The organism is Lysobacter sp. A378, assembly GCF_054052125.1.
Map to the genome: position 1 here is coordinate 1,191,306 of NZ_JBSVRK010000001.1, position 26,381 is coordinate 1,217,686.

A 26,381-nucleotide genomic window follows, 5' to 3' on the forward strand; every position below is an offset into this window, starting at 1 on the left:
TGAGGAAGACGCATGCGTTGGTTTGAAATTGCCCTGGTGACGTTCACCGTCGTGTCCGGTTTGGTGTGGCTGCTCGACAAACTGGTACTGGCCCGGCGCAGGGCCGCCTATCAGGGGCTGCTCGATGACGATGCCGAGCCGTGGTATGTCGATTATGCGAAGGCGTTCTTTCCTGTGTTGCTGGCTGTATTGGTGCTGCGAAGCTTCATCGCTGAACCGTTCCGGATCCCCTCCAATTCGATGATGCCGACCCTGCTGACCGGCGACTTCATCCTGGTCAACAAGTTCGCCTACGGCTTGCGCCTGCCAATCACCAACAGCAAGTTCATCGATACCGGCGAGCCCGAGCGCGGCGACGTGGTGGTGTTCCATCCGCCGCATCATCCCGAGCAGGACTGGATCAAACGCGTGATCGGGCTGCCGGGCGACCGGATCGGCTATTACGACAACCAGGTCCATATCAACGGTGTTCCCGTCGCGTACGAATCACTGGGCAGCTACCAGGGCCATGGCAAGGGCACCCAGATGACCGGGGCCGAGGAGCTGCGTGAACAATTGCCGGGTCGCACGCACGTCGTGCTGGAGCGCACCAACCTGCCATTTACCGACCCCGCGCAGGGTGAGTGGGTGGTGCCGGCCGGTCAGTATTTCGTGATGGGGGACAATCGCGACAATAGTGAAGACAGTCGATACTGGGGCTTCCTGCCGGAGGAGAACCTGCGCGGCAAGGCGTTCCTGATCTGGATGAATATCGATGGGGGGATCAATTTCTCGCGCGTCGGGCAGTCGATCCAGTAGGGTCCGGCAGCACGGCGTGCAACCAACAAAAGGGGAGTAACTGAAATGAAGCGTACGCAAAGTGGCATGACGCTGGTGGGGTTCATCATCGTTTTGGGGGTGGCCGGTGTGTTCATCTACATGGGGATGAAGGTGATACCCATGTATTCGGAGTACTACTCGGTCAAGCAGGCGCTGGAGGGCCTGGAGAATGAAGCGGACATCGCCAGCCAATCACCGGCAAAAATCAAGGACATGTTTTTCCGCCGTCTGTACATCAGCTACGCGGAAACGGTGAAGCCCGAGCACGTCAAGATCGTGCGCCAGGATTCCGGGTACCTGATCACGGTGGATTACGAAGTGCGCAAGCCGCTGATTGCGAACCTGGACGTGGTGGGCAAGTTCAGTACCGAGAAGCAATTGCGGCGCGGCGTCGGGAAGCACTGAGCGGGACCGGATGGTGACTGACCGGATTGGCCATGCTTTCACGCGGACCGAATTGCTGTCCCAGGCGCTGACCCATCGCAGTGCCGGTGCGCCGCATAACGAGCGGCTGGAATTCCTCGGTGACGGACTGGTCAACCTGTTTGTTGCCGAGGCGTTGTACCTGCGCTGGCCGCGAGCCGACGAGGGCGCGCTGACCCGCGCGCGCGCCGAGCTGGTGCGCGAATCGGCGCTGGCGCCAATTGCGCGTGCGCTGGCATTGGGCGATCGGCTGACAATGGGCCCGGGGGAGATGAAGTCCGGCGGACATCGCCGCGATTCGATCCTGGCCGACGCAGTGGAGGCGCTGGTCGCAGCCATTTACCTGGACGCCGGGTTCGAGGCCTGCCGGGCCGTGGTGATGCCATGGTTCGCCGAACAGATGGACGCGTTGCCGCCGCCGCACAAGGTCGGCAAGGACGCCAAGACGCGGCTGCAGGAATGGCTGCAAGGCCGACAAAAACCGCTGCCGGTATACCAGTTGATCGCCGAAAGCGGTGAGGACCATGCCAAGACCTTCCGGGTCAGCTGCAGCCTTGGACAACCGACGCTGGTGACCGAAGGTGAGGGCAATTCGCGTCGTGGCGCGGAGCAGGCGGCGGCCGCGGCGGCATTGGCGGCCGTCACGGCGGCCTGAATCGGGTGGCGGTGGGCGACCACTCACCTGTCTGGCTTTACAATCTCCTCATGAATCCATCGCAGAATCCATCGCACCGCAGCGGCCACGTCGCCGTCATTGGCCGTCCCAACGTCGGCAAATCCACCCTGACCAACGCCCTGGTTGGCGCCAAGGTGAGCATCGTCTCGTCCCGGCCACAAACCACCCGTCACCGTTTGCTGGGTATTGCCACCTTTGCCGATGGCCAACTGCTGTTGGTCGATACCCCCGGCCTGCATCGTGACCAGGGCAAATCCACCGCGACCGCCATGCATCGCTGGATGAATCGCGCAGCCCGAGGCGCTCTGGAAGGCGTGGATGCGGCGATGCTGGTGGTGCGTGCAGGCAAGTGGGAGGAGTCGGACAGCTTCGCCTACCAGGCTCTGCGCCACGCGGGTGTGCCGGTGATCCTGGTGGTCAACCAGATCGACCGGATGAAGGACAAGACCGATCTGTTGCCCTACCTGGCGCAGGTATCGGAAGGGCGTGACTTCGCCGGGATCCATCCGATCTCCGCGCTCAAGCGCAAGGGCCTGGACCCGCTGGTCAAGCAGTTGCTTGGCCTGATGCCCGAACAGGCAGCGCAGTATGGCGATGATGAGATCACCGACAAGAGCCAACGCTTCCTGGCCGGTGAACTGGTCCGCGAGCAACTGATGCGCCAACTCGGCGAGGAGCTGCCGTATGCCACCACGGTGGAAATCGAGCGGTTCATCGTCGACGGCCCGCTGCTGCGGATCGGTGCGGTGATCTGGGTCGAGCGCGATGGCCAGAAGGCGATCGTGATCGGCAAGGGCGGTGAACGGCTGCGCGAGATCGGCACCCGGGCGCGGATACAGATGGAGCAACTGTTCGCGGCGAAAGTGTTCCTGGAGACCTGGGTCCGTGTACGCGAAGGCTGGTCGGACGACGAGGCCGCGCTGCGGGCGTTTGGCTACCACGACTGACACCATCATCCACGGTGGGACCTGCGAGTGGCCATGCGCCTGAACAAGGAACCAGCGTTTGTCCTGCATGCCCGCGCGTGGCGCGAGACCAGCTTGCTGGTCGAGGTGCTGAGCGCCAACCATGGCCGTTTGGGACTGGTGGCGCGCGGCGTGCGCGGCGCCCGGCAACATTCATTGCGCGCGGCGTTGCAACCATTGCAATGGATCGCCCTGGATGCGGTGCAACAGGGCGAGCTGGCCCAGTTGCGCAGCGCCGAGGCACTGGATGCCGCGCCGCGCCTGACCGGCGAGGCGATGCTGGCGGGGTTCTACCTCAACGAGCTGAGCTTGCGCTTGACCCCGCGCGGTGAACCGCAGCCCGGGCTTTTCCTCGCCTACGCCATCACCCGCGAGCGACTGCGTGCCACCGAACCACTGGGATGGACGTTGCGGCGCTTCGAGCGTGACCTGCTGGAAGCGTTGGGCTACGGCCATGACTGGACGTGCGACAGCGATGGCGTCCCCATCGACCCGGCCGCCCGCTACCGGGTCGACCCCGAGCGTGGCCTGGAGCGGCTGCTCAGTGACCGTGGCCATGACGACCGCCGCCAGGCCGCGACGGGGCGCGGGCTGTTGTCGCTGGCCGCCGACCAGCTGCCAGCGGACGATGACCTGCCGGGACTGCGACGCGTGATGCGGGTACTGCTGGCCCATCATCTCGGCCCACGTGGCTTGAAGTCATGGGAGATGCTGGCGGCCCTGCCAAGGATCGGTCGACGTTGACGCGCGTAACCCGTCAAGCGTGGCTTGCGCCGCGGCATCGAAGCGGGAGATCGCCACCGTGGTTTCCGGGCCCTGCTGCAATGCCTGGACCGACGCGCCCAAGCGTGCCGCACCCACAAAACCGCAACTGGCGCGCAGCTTGTGCAGCTCGTCGTGCAACTGGTCAAGCTGGCCCGCACCCGCCGCGGCCATGACCCGCTGGCGCACGGACGGAAGCTCGTCGCTGAAAAGCCGTCGCAGCGTCTCGATGTGGTCGCGATTGCCATTGAGTGCGGTGGCGGCGGCCTCGTCATCCCATAGCGGTGGGTTGTCGGTGATATCCGTACCCACGTCGATGTCGGTCCCGGTGCCGGCCGCCAACCCGAGCACCTGCCGTACCGTCGCTTGCAGGTGTGCGGATGACAGTGGCTTGACCAGGACTTCCTTGAAGCCCGCCAGCGCAAGTGCTTCCAGCACGGCCGGCTCGCGGGAGGCAGTGTGGGCGATCCCTGGGATGTCCGGGTGCATGGCCTGCAGCTGAGCGAGCAATGCCGCCCCGGTGCCGTCGGGCAAGCTGGCGTCGAGCAGCCACAGGTCGTACCGGCCAGCGTTGGCCAGTGCCGCCGCCGCCGCCACGCTGCCGCTGCAGTCAACCCGGGCCGGCACCGCGCCCACGGCGGCGGCGAGGAAGGCGGCGCTGGTCGGATCGTCCTCCACCAGCAAGATGCGGGGCAGATCGGGTGTCGTATTCATCGGGAACCCTGTCTTGGCTGGTTATGCTGCGACGATGGTTTTTTCGATACTACCCTTGCGACTGCGCCGTTTGTCCAGCGCCGCCGGCGTTCTGGTCCTGGCGGGGCTGCTGGTGAGCGGCGCTGCCCAGGCACGTTCGGTCACCGCCCACATCGATCGGGTCGACACCGCCGTGGCCAACCTGCGCGGAGTGGAGGTGGAACTGTCGTGGCCAGCCGACGCGCCGCAAGGGGCGCTGCGGTTGCAGGTGCGCGAGGCCGTGTCACCAGCCCTGGGCTATCGATTCACCGGGCTGGACTGGCGCTGCCCGCTGCAGCGGGTGGAAGCGGCGGACGGAGGCAATAGCGGTTGGCGCTGCACCGGCCCGGTACGTTGCGGCGGCAAGGTGATGCAGCTATCGGTCGCAATCGACGCGGCGTCGACCCATGCCAGTCTGTCGGACGGGGCCCCCCGGATCGAATTGCACCGCAGCGCGGCCCGGCCCGATGCCACCCGGATCGACTTGGTCCAGGTGCCGTTGGCCTGGGCACAGGCGCTGGCGTCGCAGGCCTGGGAGGCGGCGCGAATCACCGGCGGCACCCTCGACAGCCAGCTGCTCATCACTGCGCCCGATAATGCTCCATTGCGGATCGCCGGTCCGCTCGCCCTGTATGCGGCCGGATTTGATACGCCCGATGGCACAATTGCCGCGGCAGGGCTGGAGGCACGGCTGGATATCGAAGCCCTGCTGGGTGATCGTGACAGCGTCAACGTGGCCGGTACGCTGGGAGACGGCGAGCTGCTGTTTGGCTCCACTTATGTGTCGTTGCAGCAGCGCCAAATCGACTTGCTGGTGGCGGCGCAGCGACAGGATGGACAAGGTTGGCAACTGCCGCGCCTGCAATGGCATGACCCCGGATTGCTGATGGCCGACGCCACGGCGGCGTTTGACCTGGACGGCGGTCTGCAAGCCCTGGACGCGCGCGTCCACGCACCGGTACTGGCACCGCTGCGGGACGGCTACCTGAGCGGCTGGCTCGGGATGGCGGGGCTGGACGAGGTGGCGCTGGATGGCAGCGCCGATGCACGGGTGCGGATGGAGGAAGGGGCATTGGTCGAGGCCTCACTGTCACTGCACGAGGTGAGCTTGACCGACCCGGACGACCGATTCGGCTTTCAAGGGCTGGATGGCGACCTGCGCCTGTCCTCCGCTTCCACGGTGGACAGTGAGCTGCGCTGGCGGGGAGGCACGCTGCATGGCATTCCCTTCGGCGCGGCCTCGTTGCCCTTCACCAGTGACGCCGGAGCGTTGCGCCTGGCGGAACCGGTCGATCTGTCCATCCTGGGCGGCAATGCGCACTTCGATCACCTGCAGATCCGACCGCCAGCGGCCGATCGGGAGCTGGATATCCGCTTCGGCCTGGCGTTGCAGGCACTGGACATCGCGCAGCTGTCGGAGGCCCTGGATTGGCCGGCGTTCACTGGCCAGCTGAGCGGGACCATTCCCCATGCCAGCTACGTCGGTGACCGCTTGCAGTTCGATGGTGGCCTGAACGTGCAGCTGTTCGGCGGCGAGGTGGCGGTAACCGGGCTGTCGATGGAGCGTCCGTTCGGTGTACTGCCGACACTCTCGGCCGATATTGCCTTCAATGACATCGACCTGCTGTCGCTCACCGGCGCATTCGACTTTGGCAGCATCAGCGGCAAGCTTGACGGCAACATCGCCGAGCTGCGACTGGTGGATTGGCAGGCGGTTTCCTTCTCGGCCCGCATTGCCACCGACCGCCATCGCGGCGTGCGCCAACGGATCAGCCAGCGCGCCGTGCAGGACCTGACCAGCGTCGGCAACGCGTCGTTCGTGAACTCGCTGCAATCACAATTGATCGGCTTCTTCGACGACTTCGGCTATTCGAAGATCGGAATCGGCTGCACGCTGTCACGGGAGGTGTGCACGATGGACGGGATAGGTTCAGCGGGCGAGGGCTTTATACTCGTACGTGGCTCGGGCCTGCCGCGATTGACCGTGGTGGGCTTCAACCGCCGGGTCGACTGGCCGACGCTGGTCGAACGCCTCGCCGCGGTAGGCAAGGGAGACGTGAAACCGGTAGTTGAGTAGCATGCTGTCGACTAGCGTGTTGTTGACTAGCGTAGCGTCGAATCCATATTCGGGGACTTCCCCAGGAGATAGCTCATGCGTCGTTGGATGGGAATTCCGGTTGCTGCGGTGATGATCACCGCCTGTGTCACGATCAATGTCTATTTCCCGGCCGCCGAAGCGCGCGAAGCAGCCAAGCAGTTCGTCGAGAAAGTTATCGGCGATCAACCCCAGCCCTCCACTCCGGTCGAAGAAGGTGACGGCGGGCCAAGCGCCATGCTGGATGCGGGCTTGCTCAAACAGTTGGCTTCACGGGTTGACCTGTATGCCTTGATCGGCATCGGCAGTGCACACGCGCAGTCACCGGACATCAGTATCCAGACGCCGGCGATCCAGGCGATCCAGGCACGCATGGCCTCGCGCTTCAACTCCAGCTTGCGTGCGGGTTTCGATGCCGGCGCGCTCGGGTTTGCGAGCGACGGTACGATCGTGGTCCGCGATGCTTCCAAGTTGGCGTTGAAGGACCGGGCCAAGGTCCAGCAGGCGGTGGCGGAAGACAATCGCGACCGCAATGCGGTGTACCGCGAGGTCGCGGTCGCCAACGGCCATCCGGAGTGGGAGTCGCAGATCCGCGGGGTTTTCGCCAAGCAGTGGATCGCCAGTGCACGCAGTGGCTGGTGGTACCAGAGCGGCGGTGCGTGGAAGCAGAAGTAGGGATTGCCGCGTCCCGCGGGGTCGGGACGCATCTGCGATAATGCGCGGCCCGGTTTCCTGCGTCCTGCCTGTGGCCCGCATTGATAAAACCCCCTTTGAGGCCGTAATCGACGGCATCACCCACGACGGCCGCGGTGTCGCTCATCTTGCGGACGGCAAGGCGGTCTTCATCGCCGGTGCGTTGCCGGGCGAGCGGGTGATGGCGACCCGGACGGGTCGTCATCGCAGCTTCGACGAGGCCAGGACGGTAGAAGTGCTGGAGGCGGCGCCCGAGCGGGTCGAGCCGCGATGCCAGCACTTCGGCACCTGCGGTGGCTGCGCCATGCAGCACTGGGCCCAGGACAAGCAGATCCTGGCCAAGCAAAATGTGTTGCTGGAAAATTTCCAGCGCATCGGTCACGTCACGCCCGAGCGCGTACTTGAGCCGCTGACCGATGCGGCCTGGGGCTATCGCCGCAAGGGCCGGTTCTCGGTGCGCAGGGTCGACAAGAAGGGCAAGACACTGGTCGGCTTTCGCGAAACCGATGGGCGTTTTGTCGCCGATATTTCCCATTGCCACACCGTGATCCCGGCGATTGGGGAGAAGGTCGAGGCGCTCGGGCTGTTGGTCGACAGCCTGCAGGCGCGTCGTGAAATCCCGCAGATCGAGTTCATCGCCGGCGACCCGATGCCGGACTTCAACGGTATCGCCTTGACCATCCGCCACATGGTCCCGTTGACGGCGGATGACCTTGCGGCGCTGGTCGCCTTCGGTCAGCAGCACGGGTTTGCGATCTTCCTGCAACCCGGTGGGGTCGACAGTGTGCATCCGTTGTGGCCGCAGGAGCCAAAGCTCGCGTTTCGCCTGCCGCAGTCGGAACTGGAGTTCGTGTTTCAACCCTTGGACTTCATCCAGGTCAACGCCGGTCTCAATGGCAAGATGATCGACCTGGCGATCGAGTTGCTGGACGCGCAAGCCGATGACCGGGTGCTCGACCTGTTCTGCGGGCTGGGCAACTTCACCCTGCCGCTGGCGCGCTGCGTGCGCGAAGTGGTCGGGGTGGAAGGCGATGCGGGACTGGTCCAGCGTGCCCGCGACAACGCGGAGCACAACGCGATCGGCAACGCCAAGTTCCACGCCGCGGACCTGGCCAGGGACCTCGGCGATCAACCCTGGATGCGCGAAGGGTTCGACAAACTGCTGCTGGATCCACCGCGCTCGGGTGCCGATTTCGTGCTGACGCAGTTGCCGCTGGAGCAGTTCAAGCGGATCGTCTACGTGAGTTGCCATCCGGCGTCGCTGGCTCGTGATGCCGACTACCTGGTCAATCAACGAGGCTGGAAGTTGCGCGCCGCAGGAGTGATGGACATGTTCCCGCACACCGCCCATGTCGAGTCGATCGCGATGTTCGAGCCGGGCTGACATCCGATGGCGATTGAAATCGAGCGCAAGTTCCTGGTCGTCGGCGATGGCTGGCGCGACGCGGCAGACAAGGTGGTGCCGATGGCGCAGGGTTATCTCAACGACCTGGCGGCGATGGACGAGGCGGGCGAGGGCCGCGTGATGAAGGCTTCGGTGCGGGTGCGGATTGCCGGCGATGCGGCCTGGCTCAACCTCAAGTCGTGCCAGTCGGGACATACCCGGCAGGAGTTCGAGTATCCGGTCCCGGTGGCCGATGGGCGCGCGCTGCTGGCGTTGAGCGTGGGCGGCCTGATCGACAAACGGCGGCATTACGTGCGTTTCGAGGGCCACCTGTGGGAGGTCGATGAATTCCTCGGCGACAACGCCGGGCTGGTGGTGGCCGAGATCGAACTGGAACACGCCGATGAGGCCTTCGCGCACCCGCCCTGGCTTGGCGCCGAGGTCACCGATGAGGTCCGCTACTACAACCTGGCGCTGGCCAATCGACCGTACACGCAATGGAGCCAGGCGGAACAGCGCGCCTACCAGAGCTGATCAACTGCGCGACAATGGCGATATTGCCTTTCTTGACCTGTCCAGGAGTTTCCCATGCTCGTGATCGGCATTGCCGGCACCGAACTGACCGCGCAAGAGCGCGACTGGCTGCAGCACGATGCCTGCGCCGGCGTGATCCTGTTCACACGCAATTTTGCGTCCCGGGCACAGGTTGCCGAGCTGTCCCAGGCCATCCGCGCGGCCGCCCCACGCCCGCAACTGATCTGCGTGGACCAGGAGGGCGGCCGGGTACAACGCTTCCGTGACGGTTACAGCGCACTGTCATCCTTGCAGGAGTTCGGCACGCTGTTCACGCGCGATCGCGAGGCGGCGTTGAAACTTGCCGGGGAGCACGCCTGGGTGATGGCCAGCGAGATCAAGGCCAGTGGCGTGGACCTCAGCTTTGCGCCGGTGGTCGACCTCGGCCGTGGCAACCGTGCGATCGGTGACCGGGCGTTTTCCGAAGATCCCGCGATCGTCGCCGAGTTCACCAGGGCTTACGTGTGCGGCATGCATGAGGCCGGGATGGCGGCGACGCTCAAGCATTTCCCGGGCCATGGATCGGTGCTTGAAGACACCCATTTCGATGATGCCGTCGACCCTCGCTCGCTGGAAGAGATCCGGGCGTCGGATCTGGTGCCATTCGTCGCCGGCATCGAAGCCAGGGCGGACGCGGTGATGATGGCGCACGTGGTCTATCCGCAGGTTGCGCCGGAGCCGGCAGGGTATTCAAAGCGCTGGATCGAGGAGATCCTGCGCCAGGAAATGGGCTTCCGCGGGGTGGTGTTTTCCGATGACATCGGCATGGCCGCCGCGTTCTCGGCCGGAGGCGTCAAGCAACGCGTCGACCTGCACCTGGATGCCGGCTGCGACGTGGTCCTGGTCTGTCACCCCGAACTGGTCGAGGCGTCGTTGAAGGCGGTGGAAGGACGCAAGCTCAACACGATGGCCTTGGGCGGGCTGATTGGCGGCGGCCCGATGGGCTGGGACAACCTGCTCGCCGACGCCCGTTACCAGAAAAACCGTGACCGCCTGGAAGGGCTGGCATGACTACTCCCCTGTTGCGTGACGCGCTCGCCAATGCGGACCTGTTGTTTGACCGTGAAGCGCTGGAAAAGGCAATCGCAGCCATGGCCGTGGCCATCCGCGCGGATTATGCGGACGCGAGCCTGATCGACGCGGAGCATTCCGGGATCGACCCGGTCGATGCGCGCCCGGTCTACCTCACGGTGATGCACGGCGGCATGCCGTTTGCCGCGCAACTGGGGTTCGAGCTGGGTGCGCTGGGCCTGGACCTCGAGTTCGATTACCTGCACGCCACCCGCTACCGCGGCGCGATGACCGGCGGCGAGCTGGCCTGGAAGCACCGCCCGGCGACCTCGCTGCGGGGCCGCCGGGTGCTGTTGGCCGACGACATTTTCGACGAGGGCCACACCATGGCGGCGATTACCGCCTGGTGTCGCGAGCAAGGTGCGGCAGATGTGCGGATTGCCGCACTGGCAGTGAAAATCCACGACCGCTGCGTACCGGGCCTGTGTGCCGATTATGTCGGGATCGAGTTGCCGGACCGTTACGTGTTTGGTTACGGGATGGATTACCACGAGCAAGGCCGCAACCTGCCGGCCATCTACGCATTGAAGGATTGAACCATGGACAAGCCCGTCGACAAGCCCATCGAACTTGCCGTCATCGGTGGTACCGGTCTTTACCGGTTGGCCGAGCTTGTCGATGTTGAATCGCACCAGCCGGCAACCCGTTTTGGCGTCCCCTCGGGGCCGGTGCGGGTCGGTACCCTGGACGGCCACCGGGTGGCATTCCTGGCCCGTCACGGCGAGGGCCATTCCCTGCCGCCCCACCGGATCAATTACCGCGCCAACCTCGCCGCGCTGCAGGCACTGGGCGCGCGCCGGGTGCTGGCGCTCAATACCGTCGGCGGCATCACCGAGCGCTTCGGTCCCGGAGTCCTTGGCTGCCCCGACCAGTTGATCGACTACACCTGGGGCCGGGTGTCGAGCCTGTGCGATGACAGTGCGGATGGAAGCGGGGGCGACGAGGTGCTGCATGTCGATTTCGGCGAGCCTTACACCCGGTCGCTGCGCCGCTTGCTGATCACCGCCGCGGCGAGCGCCAATATCGAGATGGTCGGCGCCGGCTGCTACGGCGCCACCCAGGGACCGCGACTGGAAACCCGCGCGGAGATTGCACGGATGCGGCGTGATGGCTGTGACCTGGTCGGCATGACCGGCATGCCCGAAGCCGGCCTGGCGCGCGAGATGGGGCTGGACTACGCCTGCCTGGCGATCGTTGCCAACTGGGCCGCGGGTACGGGACCCGATCCCGACGAGGTGATCACCTTGCAGGATGTGCTGGACAACGTTGCGAGGGCCTCGTCCAGCGTGCCGGCGTTGTTGCGCCGGCTGCTGGACAGCTAGCTGGCGGCAGCGGCGGTCGCGGTGCGCTAGATTCGGGGCTCAGCCGTGACCGGAGCCGGGAATGAAGCCTCCATCGTTTGATCGCGCGAGCTACCAGACCCACCAGGTCCAGAACCAGCCGCCGGCGTTCGCGCCGCGCGACCTGTGGCGTGATGACGTGGTCCTGCGTGAGGCCGCTGCGGCGGAAGGCGCCGGCGCCTACCTGGAGTCGCTGGGTAGCTACGGAAACTTGGCCGGCAGTCACCTGTACGAATGGGCATTCGATGCCCACCGTGACCGGCCGCGGTTGCTTGGATACGACCGGTTCGGGCATCGTATCGACCGGGTGGAGTTCCACCCCGCGTACCACGCCCTGATGCAGGCCGCGATCGAGCACGGTGTCGCCGGTTTGTCGTGGCGTGACGCGCAACCCGGGGCGCATGTCGCGCGTGCCGCGTTGAGCTACCTGCACCACCAGGTCGAGCCCGGTACCAGCTGCCCGTTGACCATGACCCACGCTGCGGTGGCAGTGCTGCGCCGTGAACCGGGACTGGCGGAATGGGCGGACAAGGCCGCCGCCCCGCATTACGACCCGCGCGAGCTGCCGATCGGCGACAAGGTCGGCGTCACCATCGGCATGGGCATGACCGAGAAGCAGGGCGGCAGTGATGTGCGCAGCAACACCACCGCCGCCATGGCGCTACCCGATACCGGCGAGCCGTCCGCGGCATCGACGTACCGGCTGGTCGGACACAAATGGTTCTTCTCGGCACCGATGAGTGACGGCTTCCTGGTGTTGGCGCAGGCGCCGGGCGGCTTGAGCTGCTTCCTGATGCCGCGCCGGTTGGCCGATGGCAGCAGGAACGCATTCCACCTGATGCGCCTGAAGGACAAGCTGGGTGACTGGTCCAACGCGTCTGCGGAAGTCGAGTTCTGCGGCGCGCAGGCATGGCGGATCGGCGAGGAAGGCCGCGGTATCGCCACCATCCTGGAAATGGTGATGCTGACCCGGCTGGACTGCATGTTGGGCAGCGCCGCGCAGATGCGCATGGCCCTGGCGCAGGCGATCCATCATTGCCGTCACCGGCGTGCCTTCGGCCAGCGGTTGGTGGACCAGCCGCTGATGCGCAACGTGCTCGCCGACCTGGCGATCGAGGCCGAAGCGGCGCTCGTGCTCTCGATGCGGGTCGCCCGCGCGGTCGATGCGGCGCCGCGCGATCCTGCTGAGGCGGCGCTGGCGCGGGTGGCCACGGCGATCGGAAAATACTGGATATGCCGGCGCGCGCCGGCATTCGTCAACGAGGCCCAGGAGTGCCTGGGCGGGAATGGCTATATCGAGGAGTCGATCCTGCCGCGCCTGTACCGGCAAGCGCCGCTGAATTCGATCTGGGAAGGCAGCGGCAACATCCAGTGCCTGGATGTCCTGCGCGCGTTGTCGCGGGAACCGGAAACCGCCGCTGCGTTGTGGGTGGAGCTGCAGCTTGCCGGCGATGGCCATCCCGACCATGCCGCCGCAGTCGACGCCCTGCGCGCGCCACTGCATGGCGAGGTCGTGGTCGACCCGGCCGGGGCCCGCCATTTCGTCGAGCGGCTGGCGCTGGCCCTGCAGGCCGGTATCCTGTTGCGTGCGGGTAGCCCTGCAGCGGAGGCGTTCTGCCGCAGCCGCCTGGGCGGTGCGCACGGATTGGCGATGGGGACCTTGCCGGCGGACCTGCCGCTGGACGGCTTGATCGAGCGCGCGCTCCCCGTCGGGATCAATACGTCAGGTTGAGCTTCATCCAGGCGGTACGCCCCGGCTCATGGATCCGTATCGGATCGGCCGGATAGCCAAAGTCGGCGTTGCCGGCCAGGTTCAGGTGCTCGCTGTAGTTGCGATCGAACACGTTGTCGACGCCGAACGTTAGCTGCAGCTTCTCGTTGAACCGGTAGCCACCGTTGACGGCGAAAGTGGCGAACCCCGCGCTGGGTCCCAGGTCCTGGCCGACCACGCTGCCTTGCGCCAGCGCGACACGATCCTGGGCCGCGACAGCGCGGACCAGGGCGCCGACTGACCAGCGGGTGTCGTCCCAACCCAGCGACAGGCGCGCCTCCAGTGGCGGCATTTGTGGCAACGCGGAGCCGGCGTCGCGGTTCTTGCCGCGGGCGTAGGCGAGGGTACCGCCCAGCTTCAGCGGTTTGGTCGGGCGGTATTCGACGCCGATCTCGCCGCCGCGGACGGCCGCGTCCACGTTGGTGACCTGGGACATCGGGCCCATCATGCCGCCGGCGTGATAGCGGAACAGGAGGTAGTCGTTGATCCGGCCGGCATAGGCCGACACCCAGGCGTCCACCTGCCTGGTCCGGTACTGCAGGCCGATATCGAGCTGGGTGGTCTTTTCCGTCCTCGTCCCGGCGAACGCATTGGCCGTGCCTGTCGGCCCCATGTCAGGCGAGAACAACTCCCAGTAGTCGGGCATGCGCTCGGTATGGCCGATACCGGCATACCAGTTCAACGGCGCATCGCCGAGGTCCTGCTCGAAACGGGCGAAGCCGGCGGTCAGCGTTTCATGGCGCGTGTCACCGGCGGTCGGGTTGGGCGTCGTGGCCATGCCGACAACTTGGCGCTGGTCAGTGGCTTGCGCGCGATCGGCACGCACACCGGCAACCAGCCGCTCGCGATCGGTGACCCACCAGGTGGCCTCGGCAAATACACCTACCGTGCGCATTTGCGCATCCGTCGTCCACGGTTGGGCCTTGTAGGTGCCCCGGCCGTGGGCGCTGCGTCGGCGGTGGCGGCTGTCCTGACCGTCCACGCCCGCGGTCAGGTCGATGTCATCCGTGCGCCAGGTGGCCGCGAAACGGCCGCCGACGGTGGTGCGCTCGACATTGGATGCCATCGGCATCGGCATCGGGCCATTCGGGTTGGGTTCGCGCAGGCTGTAGTTGTCCATCACGTGATCGGCGCGGTTGTAGAACACGTTCGCCTCGATTTCGTCCAGTACGCCCGCCAGGTTCTTCTTTTCCAACCGGATCGAGTAGCTATCACGCTGGAACTGCGAGCCGTCCATGCCGCGACCGGCGTAACGGGCCTCGCCGTCACCGGCGCCGGCCGACACTTCCACGATGGTGTCCGCGTCGGGCGTCCATCCAAACGCCAGGTCGGCATTCCACTTGTTCCAAGCCGATGGGACTGCGTTGCCGTCGCCGTCGCGGTAGTCGTGGGAATCGGAACGGTTGGCGCTGATGCGCGCATAGCCGGGTTCGGCGCCGAAGGTGGCATCGAACACCTGGTCGTTGCGCGCAAACGAGCCTGCCAGCAGGCTGCCGGCCAGCTTCAGGGTGGGCGCGTCGAACTGCTCGCGGTCGCGCGAGAAGCGCACGGTGCCGGCGGAGGCGCCAGGGCCCCAGAGCACGGTCTGCGGGCCTTTCACCACGACCAGACTGTCGTAGGTCTCCGGGGAGACGTACGACATCGGGTTGTCCATCCGCGACGGACATGCGCCGGGCATGGCGCCGTCGTTGCTGAGCAGGTTCAGGCGGGAGCCGAACATGCCGCGCAACACCGGATCACCATTGGTGCCGCCATTGCGGATCGCAGTGAAGCCGGGGATGGTCTTCAGGTAGTCGGCGCCGTCACTGGCGGGCACCGGCTGGCGCGGCAGCCGCGGGTCGGTCTCGAACGTGAGTGCCGATACCGGGGCAGCGGCGGTGACGACCAGTGCATCGAAATCAATCGGAGTGCGGGACATTGCCTCGGCGGCGTCCCGTTCATTGGCTTGGGCCGGCAGCGAGAGCGCGGCGGCGATGGCAACACACAGATACAGATACGACGAACGGTTGGACGAATGACGTAGGTGTGACATGGGAACTCCAGAACACCGGGGTGCAAGCGGGCGTCACCGCATTGCGGGGCAGGGAACTGCGTGACAGGGGGGGCGGAACGTCAGGCGGCGCGAGGCGGCCCGCGTGAACCCAGGCCAGTCGGGTGGCGCTGTGTGCGCCGCGTTTGCGCGGCGAAGGTGACATCGGCCACCGTTGGCGCTGGCAGCAGTGCCAGCGCCACCCACGATGGCAGCGCGATCATCGAGTGGAGCAGTGCGCAGTACGCACAGTCCTGCATGTCGCCATGCGGATCCGAAACCGGCGGGTGCGAATGCATCGCCTCCGATGGTGCTGGCGTCATCCCGGCCATGCGTCCGATGGTTGGCACCAACAGCAGCGCCAGCATGGCGGCCAGTGCCAGGCGATTCATCCAGCGGTGGAGAATACGGTTGCGCATGGTGGCAATGATTGTGCGGTGTTCAGTCCGCGCAAACGCTGACCCAGATCAAGCCACCATCGTCAGGGCACGAGGACTCAGTCCAGGAACTGCAGCTTGGCCAGCTCCGCGTACAGGCCACCCTGGGCCAACAGCTGGTCATGGCTGCCTTCGGCGACCACGCGGCCATGGTCGAGCACCACGATGCGGTCGGCCTTCAACACCGTTGCCAGCCGGTGGGCGATGACCAGCGTCGTGCGGCCTTCCATCAAAGTGTCCAGCGCTTGCTGGACGGCGCGCTCGCTCTGCGCATCCAGCGCGCTGGTGGCCTCGTCGAGCAGCAGGATCGGGGCATCCTTGAGCAACGCACGGGCAATGGCGATGCGTTGTTGCTGGCCACCGGACAAGCGCGCGCCGCGTTCGCCCAATTCGGTATCCAGCCCTTGTGGCAACGCCCGGATGAAGTCGGTGGCGTGGGCGGCCTCGACCGCGGCCTCCACATCGCCGTCGCTGGCTTCCAGGCGGCCGTAGCGGATGTTGTCACGCGCAGTGGTGGCAAAGATGCTTGGCTGCTGCGACACCAGCGCCATTGCGCTGCGCAATTGGCCCGGATCGAGCTGGCGGATATCGATGCCATCCACGCTGATCGTGCCGCTGCGCGGATCGTGGAAACGCAGCAACAACGACAACACCGTGCTCTTTCCTGCGCCCGACGGGCCGACCAGCGCTACCGTCTCGCCCGGTTGGATATGCAGGCTGAAATCTTCCAGCGCCGGCCGGTCGGGACGCATCGGGTAGTGGAAGGTGACGTGATCCAGCGTGATCTCGCCGCGTACCGGTTGCGGCAGTGGTTGCGGATGCTCCGGCGCGGTGATCGCCGAGGTCTCCTCCAGCAGTTCGCTGATGCGTCCCATGCCGCCGGACGCACGCTGGACCTCGTTCCAGACCTCCGCCAGCGAGCCAATCGAACCGCCGCCGATCAGTGCATACAACACAAACTGGCCCAGCGTGCCGGCGCTCATGTTGCCGTCCATCACGTCGTGCGCGCCCGACCACAGCACCAGCGTAATCGCGCCAAACACCAGCATGATCGCGATCGCGGTCACCCAGGCCTGGGCCTGGATGCGACGGCGCGCGGTGGCCACGGCAATCTTGAGTGACTCGCTGAAACGCCCCAGCTCGTAGGATTCGCGGACATGCGCCTGCACCGTGCCCACGGCGCCAAGGGTCTCGTTGGCCAGCGTGTTCGCGTCGGCAACGCGGTCCTGGCTGGCACGGGAGATTTTCTTCAGCCGGCGACCGCCGACCACGATCGGCAATACCGCCAGCGGGATGCCGACCAGCGCGTAGGCCGCCAGGTGCGGGCTGCTGACAAACAGCATCACGATGCTGCCAACGAAGGTCACCAGGCTGCGCAGGGCGACCGACATGCTGGTGGCGATCAGGCTGCGCAGCAGCTCGGCGTCCGCCGTCAACCGCGAGACCAGCTCACCGCTGCGGCTGCGGTCGTGGAAGCTGGCGTCCAGGGTGATCAGGTGCGAGTACAGGCGCTCGCGCAGGTCGGCGACCACGCGTTCGCCCAGCAAGGACACGAAAAAGAAACGGGCCGCCGTCGCCAGTGCCAGCGCCACCGCCACCGCGAACAGCAGCATGAACGCCTGGTCGATGGCGCTGCCGCCACCTTGGGCGAAGCCCTTGTCGATCATGGTCTTGAACGCGATCGGCAGGCTCAAGGTCGCCGCCGACGAGCACGCCAGTGCCACCAGCCAGCCACTGAACAGGCCGGTGTGCTTGCGCACGAAGGGCCACAAGGTTTGCAGGCTGCCGATGGAGGGTTTGGGTTGGGTTTCCGGGCTGGGGGCGGACGCGGTATTGGCAGTCATGGCGGCTATTGTCCGCTATCGACGGGGTGCGCGTCGCGCTGCTGCAGCCGCGCGCGATCACGGGTGGCGTCGCGCAAATGACTTGTCAGCGCCTCCAGTTGCCGCGCGGGCAGGCGCAGCTGCAGGACACTGCCGCCGGCATGGAACCGCTCGTCGAGCTTGTCCACCTGGTACGCGACCAAAGCCGCGTGGACCGCGCCGGTGTCGGCGAAATCGAATGCAATCTGGCAGTGGACGTATTGGATCAACTCCCGGCGTGGAGCGACACGCAGGCACTCCGCTGCACAACCGCCATACGCGCGCACCAGGCCACCGGCTCCCAGCTTGATGCCGCCAAACCACCGGGTCACCACGGCGATGACCTGGTCCAATCCCTGGCCGTCAATCGCCGCGAGAATCGGTCGCCCGGCAGTTCCGGCGGGTTCGCCATCATCGCTGGAACGGTACAGGCCGCCGATCCGGTACGCCCAGCAGTTGTGGTTTGCGGTAGCGTCGGCGACCCCGGTGACGAAGGCCAGCGCGTCTTCCGGGGAGGCCACGGAGGTGGCCAGGGCCAGGAACCGGCTGTTCTTGACCTCGATTGCATGGCGGACGGGTCGAGCCAGGGTGTGGCTGTTGGCAGTCTCGTTCATCGCCTGCAGGGTACCCACTGGCGGTACCGACGCAAGGGCGGGGTGGATAGCGGGCGCGAAGTCGGGTCGGCGCGCTATCCTGCGCGAATGAAACGGGGACGATATCGGTGCGAAGTACAGATGCCCAGATGACCGCTCTGCCTGACACGCCGGTCCAGGCAGGTTCCGGCGATGCGGATTCGCTGGCGGGCGCACTGCGGGCCGCGTTGCCTGGCTGCTCGCAAATGGTGCTGCGCTGGCACGATGTCGATGGCCGGCCGGCCGGTTCGACGTCGCTGGGCGTTGATGCGACTTTGGTGGCTCGCGCCGAGCGGATACTGGCGGCTGGCCACGGCGACGATGGCACCCCAGACCATGCTGACCGCAGCCTGCGTCGGGTCGAGATGGGCTGGCATGGTGAAGCCGGGCCGGCGGCGATCGTGGCCGAGCTGGCCGAGCCGATGGCGCAACCCTTGCGGACGGGCTGGGAGAAGCTGGCCAGGAGGATCGTCGATCTGCACATGCTCGCCGACATTGCGCAAGCGCGCGCGGAATCACTGGAGAAGTCCGAGCGGCTGCAGCAGGCGCTGTACGAGATCGCCGACCTGGCGGGCTCGGACCTCGAAATGGCCGACATGCTGCAGCGCATCCACGGCATCGTCGCCGGCCTGATGGTTGCCGAGAACTTTTACATCGTGCTGTACGACGACGTGCGCGAGTGTTACCGGTTCCTGTATTTTGCCGACCGTATCGACACGTTCGTCCCCGACCCGGACCAGGAAATCTACGGTGAGAACACGCCCAACAGCCTGACTTTCGCGTTGTTGCGGCATGGCGAGCCGGTGCAGGGGCCTTCCGATTATGTCTGCCAGCAGCTCGGTGTTGCCTCTGACAACCGCCATGGCCCGGACAGCGAGGACTGGCTCGGGGTGCTCCTGCGCCGGGATGACCGGGTGTGCGGGGCAATCGTGGTGCAAAGCTATGACCGTCCCCGCAGTTACGGCGATGAGGAACGGACGTTGCTGGTGTTCGTTGCCCAGCACATCCTTACCGCACTGGATCGCCACCAGGCCCGGGAGGAGTTGGAGCGTCGCGTCGAGGAGCGGACCCAGGCATTGCAGTTGAGCAACCATGACTTGCAGGCGGAGATCGTCGAGCGTCAACGAGCCGAACGGCTGCAGCGCGCGTTGTTCCGGATTGCGGACTTGTCGATCACCTCCGAGACCCTGGAACGCTTCTACACCCAGGTCCACGATGTGGTGGGCGAGCTGCTGTATGCGCGAAATTTCTACATCGCGCTGTTGTCGAAGGAGGGTGACCGGCTCGAGTTTCCCTACTCCGTGGATGAGCGCGACATCGTCCGCGCCGATCGTCGGCTGGACCAGGGAATGACCGAGTACGTGATCTCCACCGGCGGCGCATTGTTGGCGGACCGGCAGCGGATCAGCCAACTGGAGTCGCAAGGCCGATTGCGTAGTCACGGCACCATGTCGCAATGCTGGCTGGGGGTGCCGCTTTACCGTGATGACAAGGTGGTCGGGGCGATTGCGGTGCAGAGTTACTCTCCCGCCATTGCCTTCACGGCGCGAGACCAGGACCTGCTGACGTTCGTGGCCAACCACATCAGTATCGGGCTGACCCGCAAGCAGTCCCAGGAATGGCTGATCGCCGCCCATGGGGAGCTGGAGCAACGGGTGCAATCACGTACGCGCGACCTGGCGATGGCCAACGCGGAGCTGCTTGAACAGATTGGCGAGCGCCTGCGTGCCGAGCAGGAACTGACCTACCAGGCCCACCATGACGCGTTGACCGGCCTGCCAAACCGGACCCAGTTGCTGGATCGGATCGCCACCGCGATCCAGTCCGCGCAGTCCAACGCACAGTCGGTGGGGGCAGGTGGGACTGCGCGTTCGTTCGCGTTGCTGTTCCTTGACCTGGACCGGTTCAAACTGGTCAACGACAGCGTCGGCCATTCCGCCGGTGACGACCTGCTGGTGGAGGCCGGTCGGCGGATCGTGTCGGCCGTTCGTGGTGAGGACATGGTTGCCCGGTTGGGGGGCGACGAGTTCGCGATCCTGGTCAACGATATAGAGGGCCTGCACGTGGCCCAGGAACTCGCGCAGCGCATCTTGTACTTGCTCGGACGGCCTTACCTGGCCGCGGGCCGCGAGGTATTTCCTTCCGCCAGCCTGGGTATAGCCCTGTGGCATCCACGCCACCGTACCGGCGCGGAACTGCTGCGCGATGCCGACGCGGCGATGTATCGCGCCAAGGCAAGTGGCCGTGACCGCTCGATCGTGTTCGACGAGGACATGCGCGAGGACGCGTTGCGGATCCTGGAACTCGAGTCCAACTTGCGCCGCGCCATCAATGACAACAATTTCGTTGCCTACTACCAGCCGATCGTCAGGCTGGACGACATGAAGGTGATCGGCCATGAGGCGTTGCTGCGCTGGCAGCACCCAAGCCGTGGCTTGCTGGCGCCGGGCGAGTTCATCGGCCTGGGCGAGGACAATGGCCTGATCGAAGAGGTCGACTGGCTGATGTACGCCCGGGTAATCGCAGGCTTGGCGAGCACCCCGGGTGACGGGTATGTCTCGATCAACGTCTCACCACGGCATTTCCGCAACGGGGACTTTGCCGACCGCTTGCTGCGCCTGACCGACAGTGCCGGTGCCGACCCACGTCGACTGCGCGTGGAGATCACCGAGGTGGCGTTGCTGGACGACATGCCGCGCGCATTGCGGACCCTGCATGCGCTGCGCGAGCGCGGCGTACTGGCCCAACTGGATGATTTCGGTACCGGCTACTCGGCGCTGTCCTACCTGCATCGCTTCCCGATCGAGTGCCTGAAAATCGACCAGAGCTTCGTCGCCGGCCTGACCGGCGAAAACCAGGCGGGAAGCATCGCCGTGGTACGCGCGATCCAGGCATTGGCCGGCGCCCTGGGCATCTACACCATCGGTGAAGGCATCGAGACCGAAGCGCAGCGCGACATCCTGCATGAACTGGGCTGTGGGTCCGGGCAGGGCTATCTGCTGGGTCGTCCGGCGGAACAGATGCGGCCGACTCAGAACAGCAACGAAGACATCCTGCGGCGGTAGCGGCTGACCAACGCGGCATCGTCGGTGACCCGGAACGCGTCGATCAATGCGGTGCGGGGCAAGCCGCTGTCGAACGTGCGGTCGCGCGCCAGCATCTCGATGAACTGCTCCAGCGCGGCCTCGGGTTGCCCGGCGACGATGTGACGCGCCCCCAACAGATGGCGCGCACGCAGGTCATCGGGATTGCCCGCGACCGCCTGCTGCAGCACGTCCATGGCAGGCGCATCCTTTGCCAGCTTCTCGAACCCGAGCCGGGCACGCGCGAGCACGCTGCGGTCATCGGTCGCCAGATTGGCCGGCAGGGCATCCAGCAGCCGCGTCGCCTCGTCGCCATCGCCGGTTTGCAACAGCGCCACGGCAAGATCGAGCTTGAGTTCGGCGTTGTCGGGCGCGTCCGCGACCGCTTCGCGCAGGCGCGCCACCTCGGCAACCGGGTCCAGCGGCACGATCTCGGGTTCGGTGTCATCGGCCGGCGGGGCCTCGCCCGGCTCGACGCCGTGTTGCTTGAGGAACTCACGGATCTGGCCCTCGGGAATCACGCCCGGGAACCCGTCTGCGATCTGCCCGCCCTTGACCAGGAACACCGTCGGGATCGATCGCACCTGGAAGGCCTCGGCCAGCTGCGGTTGTTTGTCGACATCGACCTTGGCCAGCTCGAAGCTGCCGTGGTATTCGCCAGCCAGCTTTTCCAGCACCGGGCCAAGCTGCTTGCATGGCTCGCACCATTCGGCCCAGAAATCGACCAGCACCGGCGTCTGCATGGATTTCTGCAGAACGTCGGCCTCGAAACCCTCGGTGGTGGCGTCGAAGACATGGGGGGCGGCAATGGCGTCAGGCATTTGGTGACTCGCGAATGAAGTTCAGCTCTAGATGGTGCCAGCACGGCTGATTCCAACCAAATGTAAAAAATAGTTGACACCGGGCCGTTAAAATGTAATGTGTAGTTTACATCTAGTCCGCTGGAGCGAACAAACAATGACCATACGCCGCTGGGGCAGCCTGGGTTTGTTGCTGTTGGCCATGTTCGCGTTGTGGTTGCTGCTGGCCAGCCCGGAGTCGCTGCTCGGGATCGATACCGGCAACGTCGGCATGGTGTTGCTGATCACGGTTGCGTGGGCGTCGCTCTTCGCGGCGAGCCGGTTGCCACGCGACACGGTCACCCAGACGGCGTCGCCGGGCGAATGGAAGGCCTGGATCGGAACCGCGTTCATGGCCGCCGCGGTCGCCTACTTTGCGTCCAACGCGGAGGTGTTCCTTGCCGCGACGGCCTTGAACGATCCCGGCACCCGCCGGGTCGTACGCAACCTGGTGCTGTTGCTGATTGCATGGAGCGTGCTGTCGAGCGTTCTTGCGACGCGCTGGAAAGGCGCCGTGGCAGAAGACGAGCGCGACCGTGAGATCGCTGCCAAGGCCGTTGGGTGGGCGCGAACGGGGCTGTTGGTTTTGGGTGTCGGCCTGGCCGTCACGCTCGGCTTGTCACCGCCGGACCGGTTGCAGTGGGCGAGCCATCTGGTGATCGCCAACCTGCTGATCTTTGGGATGATGGCGAGCTGCCTGGTCGAGTACGTCGCGATCGCCGTGTACTACTGGCGCGACCGGCATTGAGCCCGGCCAGAATGGCATCGACCCCGATAACAAACACCATCCGTGCCTTGCGCTTCGCCAATGGTGAGATGACCCAGCAGGTGTTGGCCGAGGCATGCGGGGTGACCCGGCAAACCATCATCGCGCTTGAGGCGGGCAAGTACGCGCCGTCGCTGGAACTGGCGTTTCGCATTGCGCACGCGTTCGATGTCGGTATCGACGAAGTTTTCCAATGGGCGCGGTGATGTGACAACTAGGCGTCAGGCTGCTTGTAGATCACGCCATCCTTCATCACGAACGCGACGTTGAGCACGCGGTTGATGTCCTCCACCGGGTTGCCCTTCACGGCGACGATGTCGGCCCGCTGGCCGGTCGCGATCACGCCCTGGTCGTCGACCCCGAGCACCTCGGCAGCGCGGATCGTGGCCATCTGCAGCGCGACGGTAGCCGGGATGCCGGCCTCGACCAGGTAGATGAACTCGCGTGCGTTGTCGCCATGCGGGCCGACGCCCATATCGGTGCCAAAGGCCATCTTGACGCCGGCCTCGTACGCGCGTCCGGCCGTGGCCTGGATCAATGCGCCGATCCGGGCGGCCTTGGGCCGCACCACATCGGGGAAGTAACCGTCGATCTTCGCCTTGTCAGCGACGAAGCGGCCGGCGTAGATGGTCGGTACATACCAGGTGCCCTTGCGCTTCATCAGCGCCATCACCTCGTCGCTCATGTAGGTGCCGTGCTCGATGCTGGTGACGCCGGCCTCCACCGCGCGGCGCATGCCTTCCTCGCCGTGGGCGTGGGCGGCGACGCGGTAGCCGTAGTCCTTGGCGGTATCGACGACGGCCTGGATCTCGTCGACCCGGAACTGCGGCGCATCGCCGGACTTGGCATACGACAGCACGCCGCCGGTGGCCGTGATCTTGATCACGTCACTGCCGTCCTTGTAGTGCTGGCGAACGGCCTGGCGGGCGTCATTGATCGAGTTGATCACGCCTTCGGTCGGGCCGGGCGGGCCGAGCAGGTGGGACAGGCTGGAGTTGTAACCGTTGGTCGGGTCGGCGTGGCCACCGGTGGTGGCGATCGACTTGCCGGCGGCCCAGATCCGCGGACCGTCCACCAGACCGTGGTTGATCGCGTCGCGCAGGTGTGGGGCAACGTCGCCACCGAGGTCGCGCACGCTGGTGAAGCCGGCCAACAGGGTCTTGTTCGCATAGCCCACCGAGCGGAATGCGTAGTCGACGTCATCCAGGCGGAAGCCTTCCGAGTAACTGTCCGGACTGGACTGGCTGCCCAGGTGCACGTGCAGGTCGGTCCAGCCCGGCATGCAGGTGTGCCCCGACAGGTCGATACCCGGCGTGCCCGGGACGTCGGCGTGCCCGCTGATGATCTCGGCGATCCGGCCATCACGGACCAGCACCGTGTGCGGGCCGAGCACGTCACCGCTGCGGCTGTCGAACAGCTGGCCGCAGTGCAGGGAGGTTGGTGCGGGGGCGGCGTGGCCGGTGAAGGACAGGCAGGAAAGCGCGAGGGCGGTGCAAACCAGGCGAGCGGTCATGGACGGTGTCCGGCGATGAGGATGACCCGATTGAAGCACGGCAGGACGAACGGCTGTTGGCAGCCGTCAGCCCGTCGCGCTGTGATGCACCACGAGCCGGTTGCGTCCCTCCGCCTTTGCGCGATATAGCGCCTTGTCGGCCAATTCGATCAGTTCGGCAGGCGTACTGCCATCAGCGGGGAATGTCGCCACGCCCAGTGACGCCGTGATCGGCCCCAGGATCTTGCGCAGGTGCACCACGGTGGTGGCGGCGATTGCACTGCGGATTTCTTCCCCTCGCCGCCGGGCGATCTCGGCGCTGGCTTCGGGCATCACCACGGTGAACTCCTCGCCGCCATACCGGCACACGATGTCCTCATCGCGGGTATGCGCCTGCAGGGTCTGCGCGATGGCCGTCAGCAGCGCGTCGCCGGCAGCATGACCGTGGTCGTCGTTGAAGCGTTTGAAGTGATCGACGTCCAGCATGATCACCGACAGGGGGAGCTCGCGTCGCTGGCAACGTTTCAACTCGCGCCGGGCGTTGTCTTCCAGATAACGGCGGTTGTACAGACCGGTGAGCGGGTCGCGCAGCGATTGCACCCGCAGCGACTCGCGCAGCTGCAGATTGATCATGGCCAGGCTCAGCTGCTCGGCGATGGCTTCTACCGCCTGCACATCTTCGACGCCGCCGCCAGTGGCACCGTTGACATGCAGCAGGCCCAACGAGACGCCCTGGGCCATCAGCGGTACACACAGTGTCCAGCCATCCGGAGGCAGGTCTGCGATATGGAGGTGGCTGCAGTAGACATTGCCCGGGCCGTGGCCGCTGCGATGGGTTTGACCGCGGCGGATGCCCCAGCAAGCGGACGGCGTCCAGACCAGCTCACTGGGAACCGTCTCGGTGCCGAACCCGGAAACGGCTTCGACCTGGTTCAACGACGAGCGCAGCACGTAGCAGCGACCGCCAGTATCGGGCAACATCTGCGCGAGTACCCCGGCGGTGACGTTGAGTGCCTCGTCCAGGCCTTCACAGCTTTGGAGTATCCCCGCATACGCGCCCAGCACGCGGCGTTGTTCGGACAACCGGCTGCGCTGCTCCAGCGATACTGCGAGCTCCCGCAGGGCATTGCGGGTGCCGCGCTCCAGTCTCCGGCTGCGTCGGTTTTCACGCGTCAGGCCGCCCAGCAGCAGGCCCAGCAGTGCCAGCGGCAGCAGGATGCCCGCCACCACTCCGACGGTGGTGACGGTCGCAAGGGTAGACATGGTTTGCCGGCGCGTGAGTAGCAAGTGCTGTTCGTGGCTCAGGAGGGTGCCGATGAGCGCGTCAATCTGTTGCATCTGGCCAAAACCGGAGCTGTTGAGCCCCTCGCGCCGGGTCTCCGCCATGCCCAGATTCAGCTGCATGTCGATCAGTCGTTGCAGTTCGGCCATCCGCTCCTCCACCCGCGTTTCCAGCTCCAGCGCACGAGCCTGCTGGTCCGGGTCGTCCCGGGTGCTGGCCAGCAATCGTGACGTCGCTTCCCGGACCGCCGGAAGCGCGGTCTGGTATTCCATCAACAGCGGGTCGCGGTCACTGAGGCGGTAACCGCGTGCACTGGATTCCACCGAGCGGACAGAGGAGCGGATCGCCTCCGCGGTGCTGATCACCCGATAGCTGTGTTCCACCAGGTCGATGCTGCGAGTGAAGTTGCGGATGGTCATGACCATCGCCACGCCCACGCAGATCAGCACGACGAACGACAGCACGAAAGCCGGTATTCGATAAGGGCGCAGTTTGCTGGGTGGGAGGGTGTTGACAGGAGCCATCTTTGCGGCGTTCTTCGGAGTAGGTCCAGCTGAGCAACAAGTGTGCCATGACGGGTGCCAAGGCAGGCTCGCGCGTCCGCATGGCAGGGTTTGTTGCGCTGCGGTAGGCTTTCCGGTCCAACCATCTCCGG

24 protein-coding genes are annotated in these 26,381 nt (G+C 65.7%); 16 read left to right on the forward strand and 8 right to left on the reverse strand.

The genetic code is table 11. From position 1 onward, the window contains the following. Positions 1 to 12: 12 nt before the first annotated feature. The 5 genes from lepB to recO are packed head-to-tail and all read left to right on the forward strand — an operon-like array spanning position 13 to position 3,627. Complete coding sequence (gene lepB / locus ACW7G1_RS05530; protein WP_456978705.1) at positions 13 to 798, forward strand: signal peptidase I; 786 nt, start codon at positions 13 to 15, stop codon at positions 796 to 798. Positions 799 to 843: 45 nt separating this feature from the next. Then, positions 844 to 1,224 (forward strand): DUF4845 domain-containing protein, encoded by a 381-nt coding sequence (locus tag ACW7G1_RS05535; protein ID WP_456978706.1) that lies wholly within the window; start codon positions 844 to 846, stop codon positions 1,222 to 1,224. A gap of 10 nt (positions 1,225 to 1,234) precedes the next feature. Continuing rightward, the gene (rnc, locus tag ACW7G1_RS05540; protein ID WP_456978707.1) at positions 1,235 to 1,897 is read left to right on the forward strand and encodes a ribonuclease III; all 663 of its coding nucleotides are present in this window, start codon (positions 1,235 to 1,237) and stop codon (positions 1,895 to 1,897) included. A gap of 50 nt (positions 1,898 to 1,947) precedes the next feature. After that, positions 1,948 to 2,865, forward strand: a complete 918-nt coding sequence (era, locus tag ACW7G1_RS05545) for a GTPase Era (RefSeq protein ID WP_456978708.1) — start codon at positions 1,948 to 1,950, stop codon at positions 2,863 to 2,865. A 33-nt stretch (positions 2,866 to 2,898) separates the two neighbouring features. Then, positions 2,899 to 3,627, forward strand: a complete 729-nt coding sequence (gene recO / locus ACW7G1_RS05550) for a DNA repair protein RecO (RefSeq protein WP_456978709.1) — start codon at positions 2,899 to 2,901, stop codon at positions 3,625 to 3,627. On the opposite strand, the gene ACW7G1_RS05555 is transcribed toward recO, so the two are convergent. Continuing rightward, positions 3,583 to 4,359, reverse strand: coding sequence for an Hpt domain-containing response regulator (locus tag ACW7G1_RS05555; RefSeq protein WP_456978710.1), 777 nt, complete (start codon positions 4,357 to 4,359; stop codon positions 3,583 to 3,585). The two genes, recO and ACW7G1_RS05555, sit on opposite strands and share 45 nt — an antisense overlap. A 55-nt stretch (positions 4,360 to 4,414) precedes the next feature. Here ACW7G1_RS05555 and ACW7G1_RS05560 point away from each other — a divergent pair, with 55 nt between their 5' ends. The 8 genes from ACW7G1_RS05560 (at position 4,415) to ACW7G1_RS05595 (ending at position 13,265) form a co-directional block, all read left to right on the forward strand. Next, positions 4,415 to 6,454 carry a hypothetical protein gene (locus ACW7G1_RS05560; protein WP_456978711.1) on the forward strand — a complete coding sequence of 680 codons (2,040 nt, stop codon included), beginning with the start codon at positions 4,415 to 4,417 and terminating at the stop codon, positions 6,452 to 6,454. A 75-nt stretch (positions 6,455 to 6,529) separates the two neighbouring features. Beyond that, on the forward strand, positions 6,530 to 7,147 hold the full coding sequence (locus ACW7G1_RS05565) for a DUF1318 domain-containing protein (protein WP_456978712.1): 618 nt from the start codon (positions 6,530 to 6,532) through the stop codon (positions 7,145 to 7,147). 70 nt (positions 7,148 to 7,217) lie between these two features. Continuing rightward, complete coding sequence (gene rlmD / locus ACW7G1_RS05570) at positions 7,218 to 8,549, forward strand: 23S rRNA (uracil(1939)-C(5))-methyltransferase RlmD (protein ID WP_456978713.1); 1,332 nt, start codon at positions 7,218 to 7,220, stop codon at positions 8,547 to 8,549. 6 nt (positions 8,550 to 8,555) lie between these two features. Beyond that, positions 8,556 to 9,083: a CYTH domain-containing protein gene (locus ACW7G1_RS05575; protein ID WP_456978714.1), complete on the forward strand. Its 528-nt coding sequence runs from the start codon at positions 8,556 to 8,558 to the stop codon at positions 9,081 to 9,083. Positions 9,084 to 9,137: 54 nt separating this feature from the next. Next, entirely contained in the window at positions 9,138 to 10,133 is a 996-nt protein-coding gene (nagZ, locus tag ACW7G1_RS05580; RefSeq protein WP_456978715.1) for a beta-N-acetylhexosaminidase, read from the forward strand. Beyond that, positions 10,130 to 10,729, forward strand: a complete 600-nt coding sequence (locus ACW7G1_RS05585) for a hypoxanthine-guanine phosphoribosyltransferase (protein WP_456978716.1) — start codon at positions 10,130 to 10,132, stop codon at positions 10,727 to 10,729. The genes nagZ and ACW7G1_RS05585 overlap by 4 nt, the downstream gene beginning before the upstream one ends. Positions 10,730 to 10,732: 3 nt before the next feature. Then, on the forward strand, positions 10,733 to 11,515 hold the full coding sequence (locus tag ACW7G1_RS05590; RefSeq protein ID WP_456978717.1) for an S-methyl-5'-thioinosine phosphorylase: 783 nt from the start codon (positions 10,733 to 10,735) through the stop codon (positions 11,513 to 11,515). A 61-nt stretch (positions 11,516 to 11,576) separates the two neighbouring features. Then, positions 11,577 to 13,265, forward strand: a complete 1,689-nt coding sequence (locus tag ACW7G1_RS05595; RefSeq protein ID WP_456978718.1) for an acyl-CoA dehydrogenase family protein — start codon at positions 11,577 to 11,579, stop codon at positions 13,263 to 13,265. Here ACW7G1_RS05595 and ACW7G1_RS05600 read toward each other — a convergent pair. The 4 genes from ACW7G1_RS05600 to ACW7G1_RS05615 all read right to left on the reverse strand — a co-directional run bounded on the left by ACW7G1_RS05600 (position 13,249) and on the right by ACW7G1_RS05615 (position 18,246). After that, positions 13,249 to 15,336, reverse strand: coding sequence for a TonB-dependent copper receptor (locus tag ACW7G1_RS05600; protein ID WP_456978720.1), 2,088 nt, complete (start codon positions 15,334 to 15,336; stop codon positions 13,249 to 13,251). The two genes, ACW7G1_RS05595 and ACW7G1_RS05600, sit on opposite strands and share 17 nt — an antisense overlap. A gap of 80 nt (positions 15,337 to 15,416) precedes the next feature. After that, positions 15,417 to 15,752 carry a DUF2946 family protein gene (locus ACW7G1_RS05605; RefSeq protein WP_456978721.1) on the reverse strand — a complete coding sequence of 112 codons (336 nt, stop codon included), beginning with the start codon at positions 15,750 to 15,752 and terminating at the stop codon, positions 15,417 to 15,419. A gap of 77 nt (positions 15,753 to 15,829) precedes the next feature. Continuing rightward, on the reverse strand, positions 15,830 to 17,614 hold the full coding sequence (locus ACW7G1_RS05610; protein WP_456978722.1) for an ABC transporter transmembrane domain-containing protein: 1,785 nt from the start codon (positions 17,612 to 17,614) through the stop codon (positions 15,830 to 15,832). 5 nt (positions 17,615 to 17,619) lie between these two features. Further along, entirely contained in the window at positions 17,620 to 18,246 is a 627-nt protein-coding gene (locus ACW7G1_RS05615) for an IMPACT family protein (protein ID WP_456978723.1), read from the reverse strand. A 128-nt stretch (positions 18,247 to 18,374) separates the two neighbouring features. On the opposite strand from ACW7G1_RS05615, the gene ACW7G1_RS05620 reads away from it, so the two are divergent. Continuing rightward, the gene (locus tag ACW7G1_RS05620; protein WP_456978724.1) at positions 18,375 to 21,329 is read left to right on the forward strand and encodes an EAL domain-containing protein; all 2,955 of its coding nucleotides are present in this window, start codon (positions 18,375 to 18,377) and stop codon (positions 21,327 to 21,329) included. Here ACW7G1_RS05620 and trxA read toward each other — a convergent pair. Next, positions 21,296 to 22,168: a thioredoxin gene (gene trxA / locus ACW7G1_RS05625; protein WP_456978725.1), complete on the reverse strand. Its 873-nt coding sequence runs from the start codon at positions 22,166 to 22,168 to the stop codon at positions 21,296 to 21,298. The genes ACW7G1_RS05620 and trxA overlap by 34 nt on opposite strands. 136 nt (positions 22,169 to 22,304) lie before the next feature. Between trxA and ACW7G1_RS05630 the strand changes: the two genes are divergently transcribed. Both ACW7G1_RS05630 and ACW7G1_RS05635 read left to right on the forward strand, forming a co-directional pair. Continuing rightward, a complete protein-coding gene (locus ACW7G1_RS05630; RefSeq protein ID WP_456978726.1) occupies positions 22,305 to 22,934 on the forward strand; it encodes a hypothetical protein in 630 nt (209 codons plus the stop codon). Positions 22,935 to 22,945: 11 nt separating this feature from the next. Beyond that, positions 22,946 to 23,158, forward strand: a complete 213-nt coding sequence (locus ACW7G1_RS05635) for a helix-turn-helix transcriptional regulator (RefSeq protein WP_456978727.1) — start codon at positions 22,946 to 22,948, stop codon at positions 23,156 to 23,158. 8 nt (positions 23,159 to 23,166) lie between these two features. Here the strand turns inward: ACW7G1_RS05635 and ACW7G1_RS05640 are convergent, their stop codons facing one another. Together ACW7G1_RS05640 and ACW7G1_RS05645 are read right to left on the reverse strand one after the other, a co-directional pair. Next, positions 23,167 to 24,465, reverse strand: coding sequence for an amidohydrolase family protein (locus ACW7G1_RS05640; RefSeq protein ID WP_456978728.1), 1,299 nt, complete (start codon positions 24,463 to 24,465; stop codon positions 23,167 to 23,169). Between the two features lie 66 nt (positions 24,466 to 24,531). Further along, on the reverse strand, positions 24,532 to 26,250 hold the full coding sequence (locus ACW7G1_RS05645) for a diguanylate cyclase (RefSeq protein WP_456978729.1): 1,719 nt from the start codon (positions 26,248 to 26,250) through the stop codon (positions 24,532 to 24,534). Between the last annotated feature and the right edge of the window lie 131 nt (positions 26,251 to 26,381).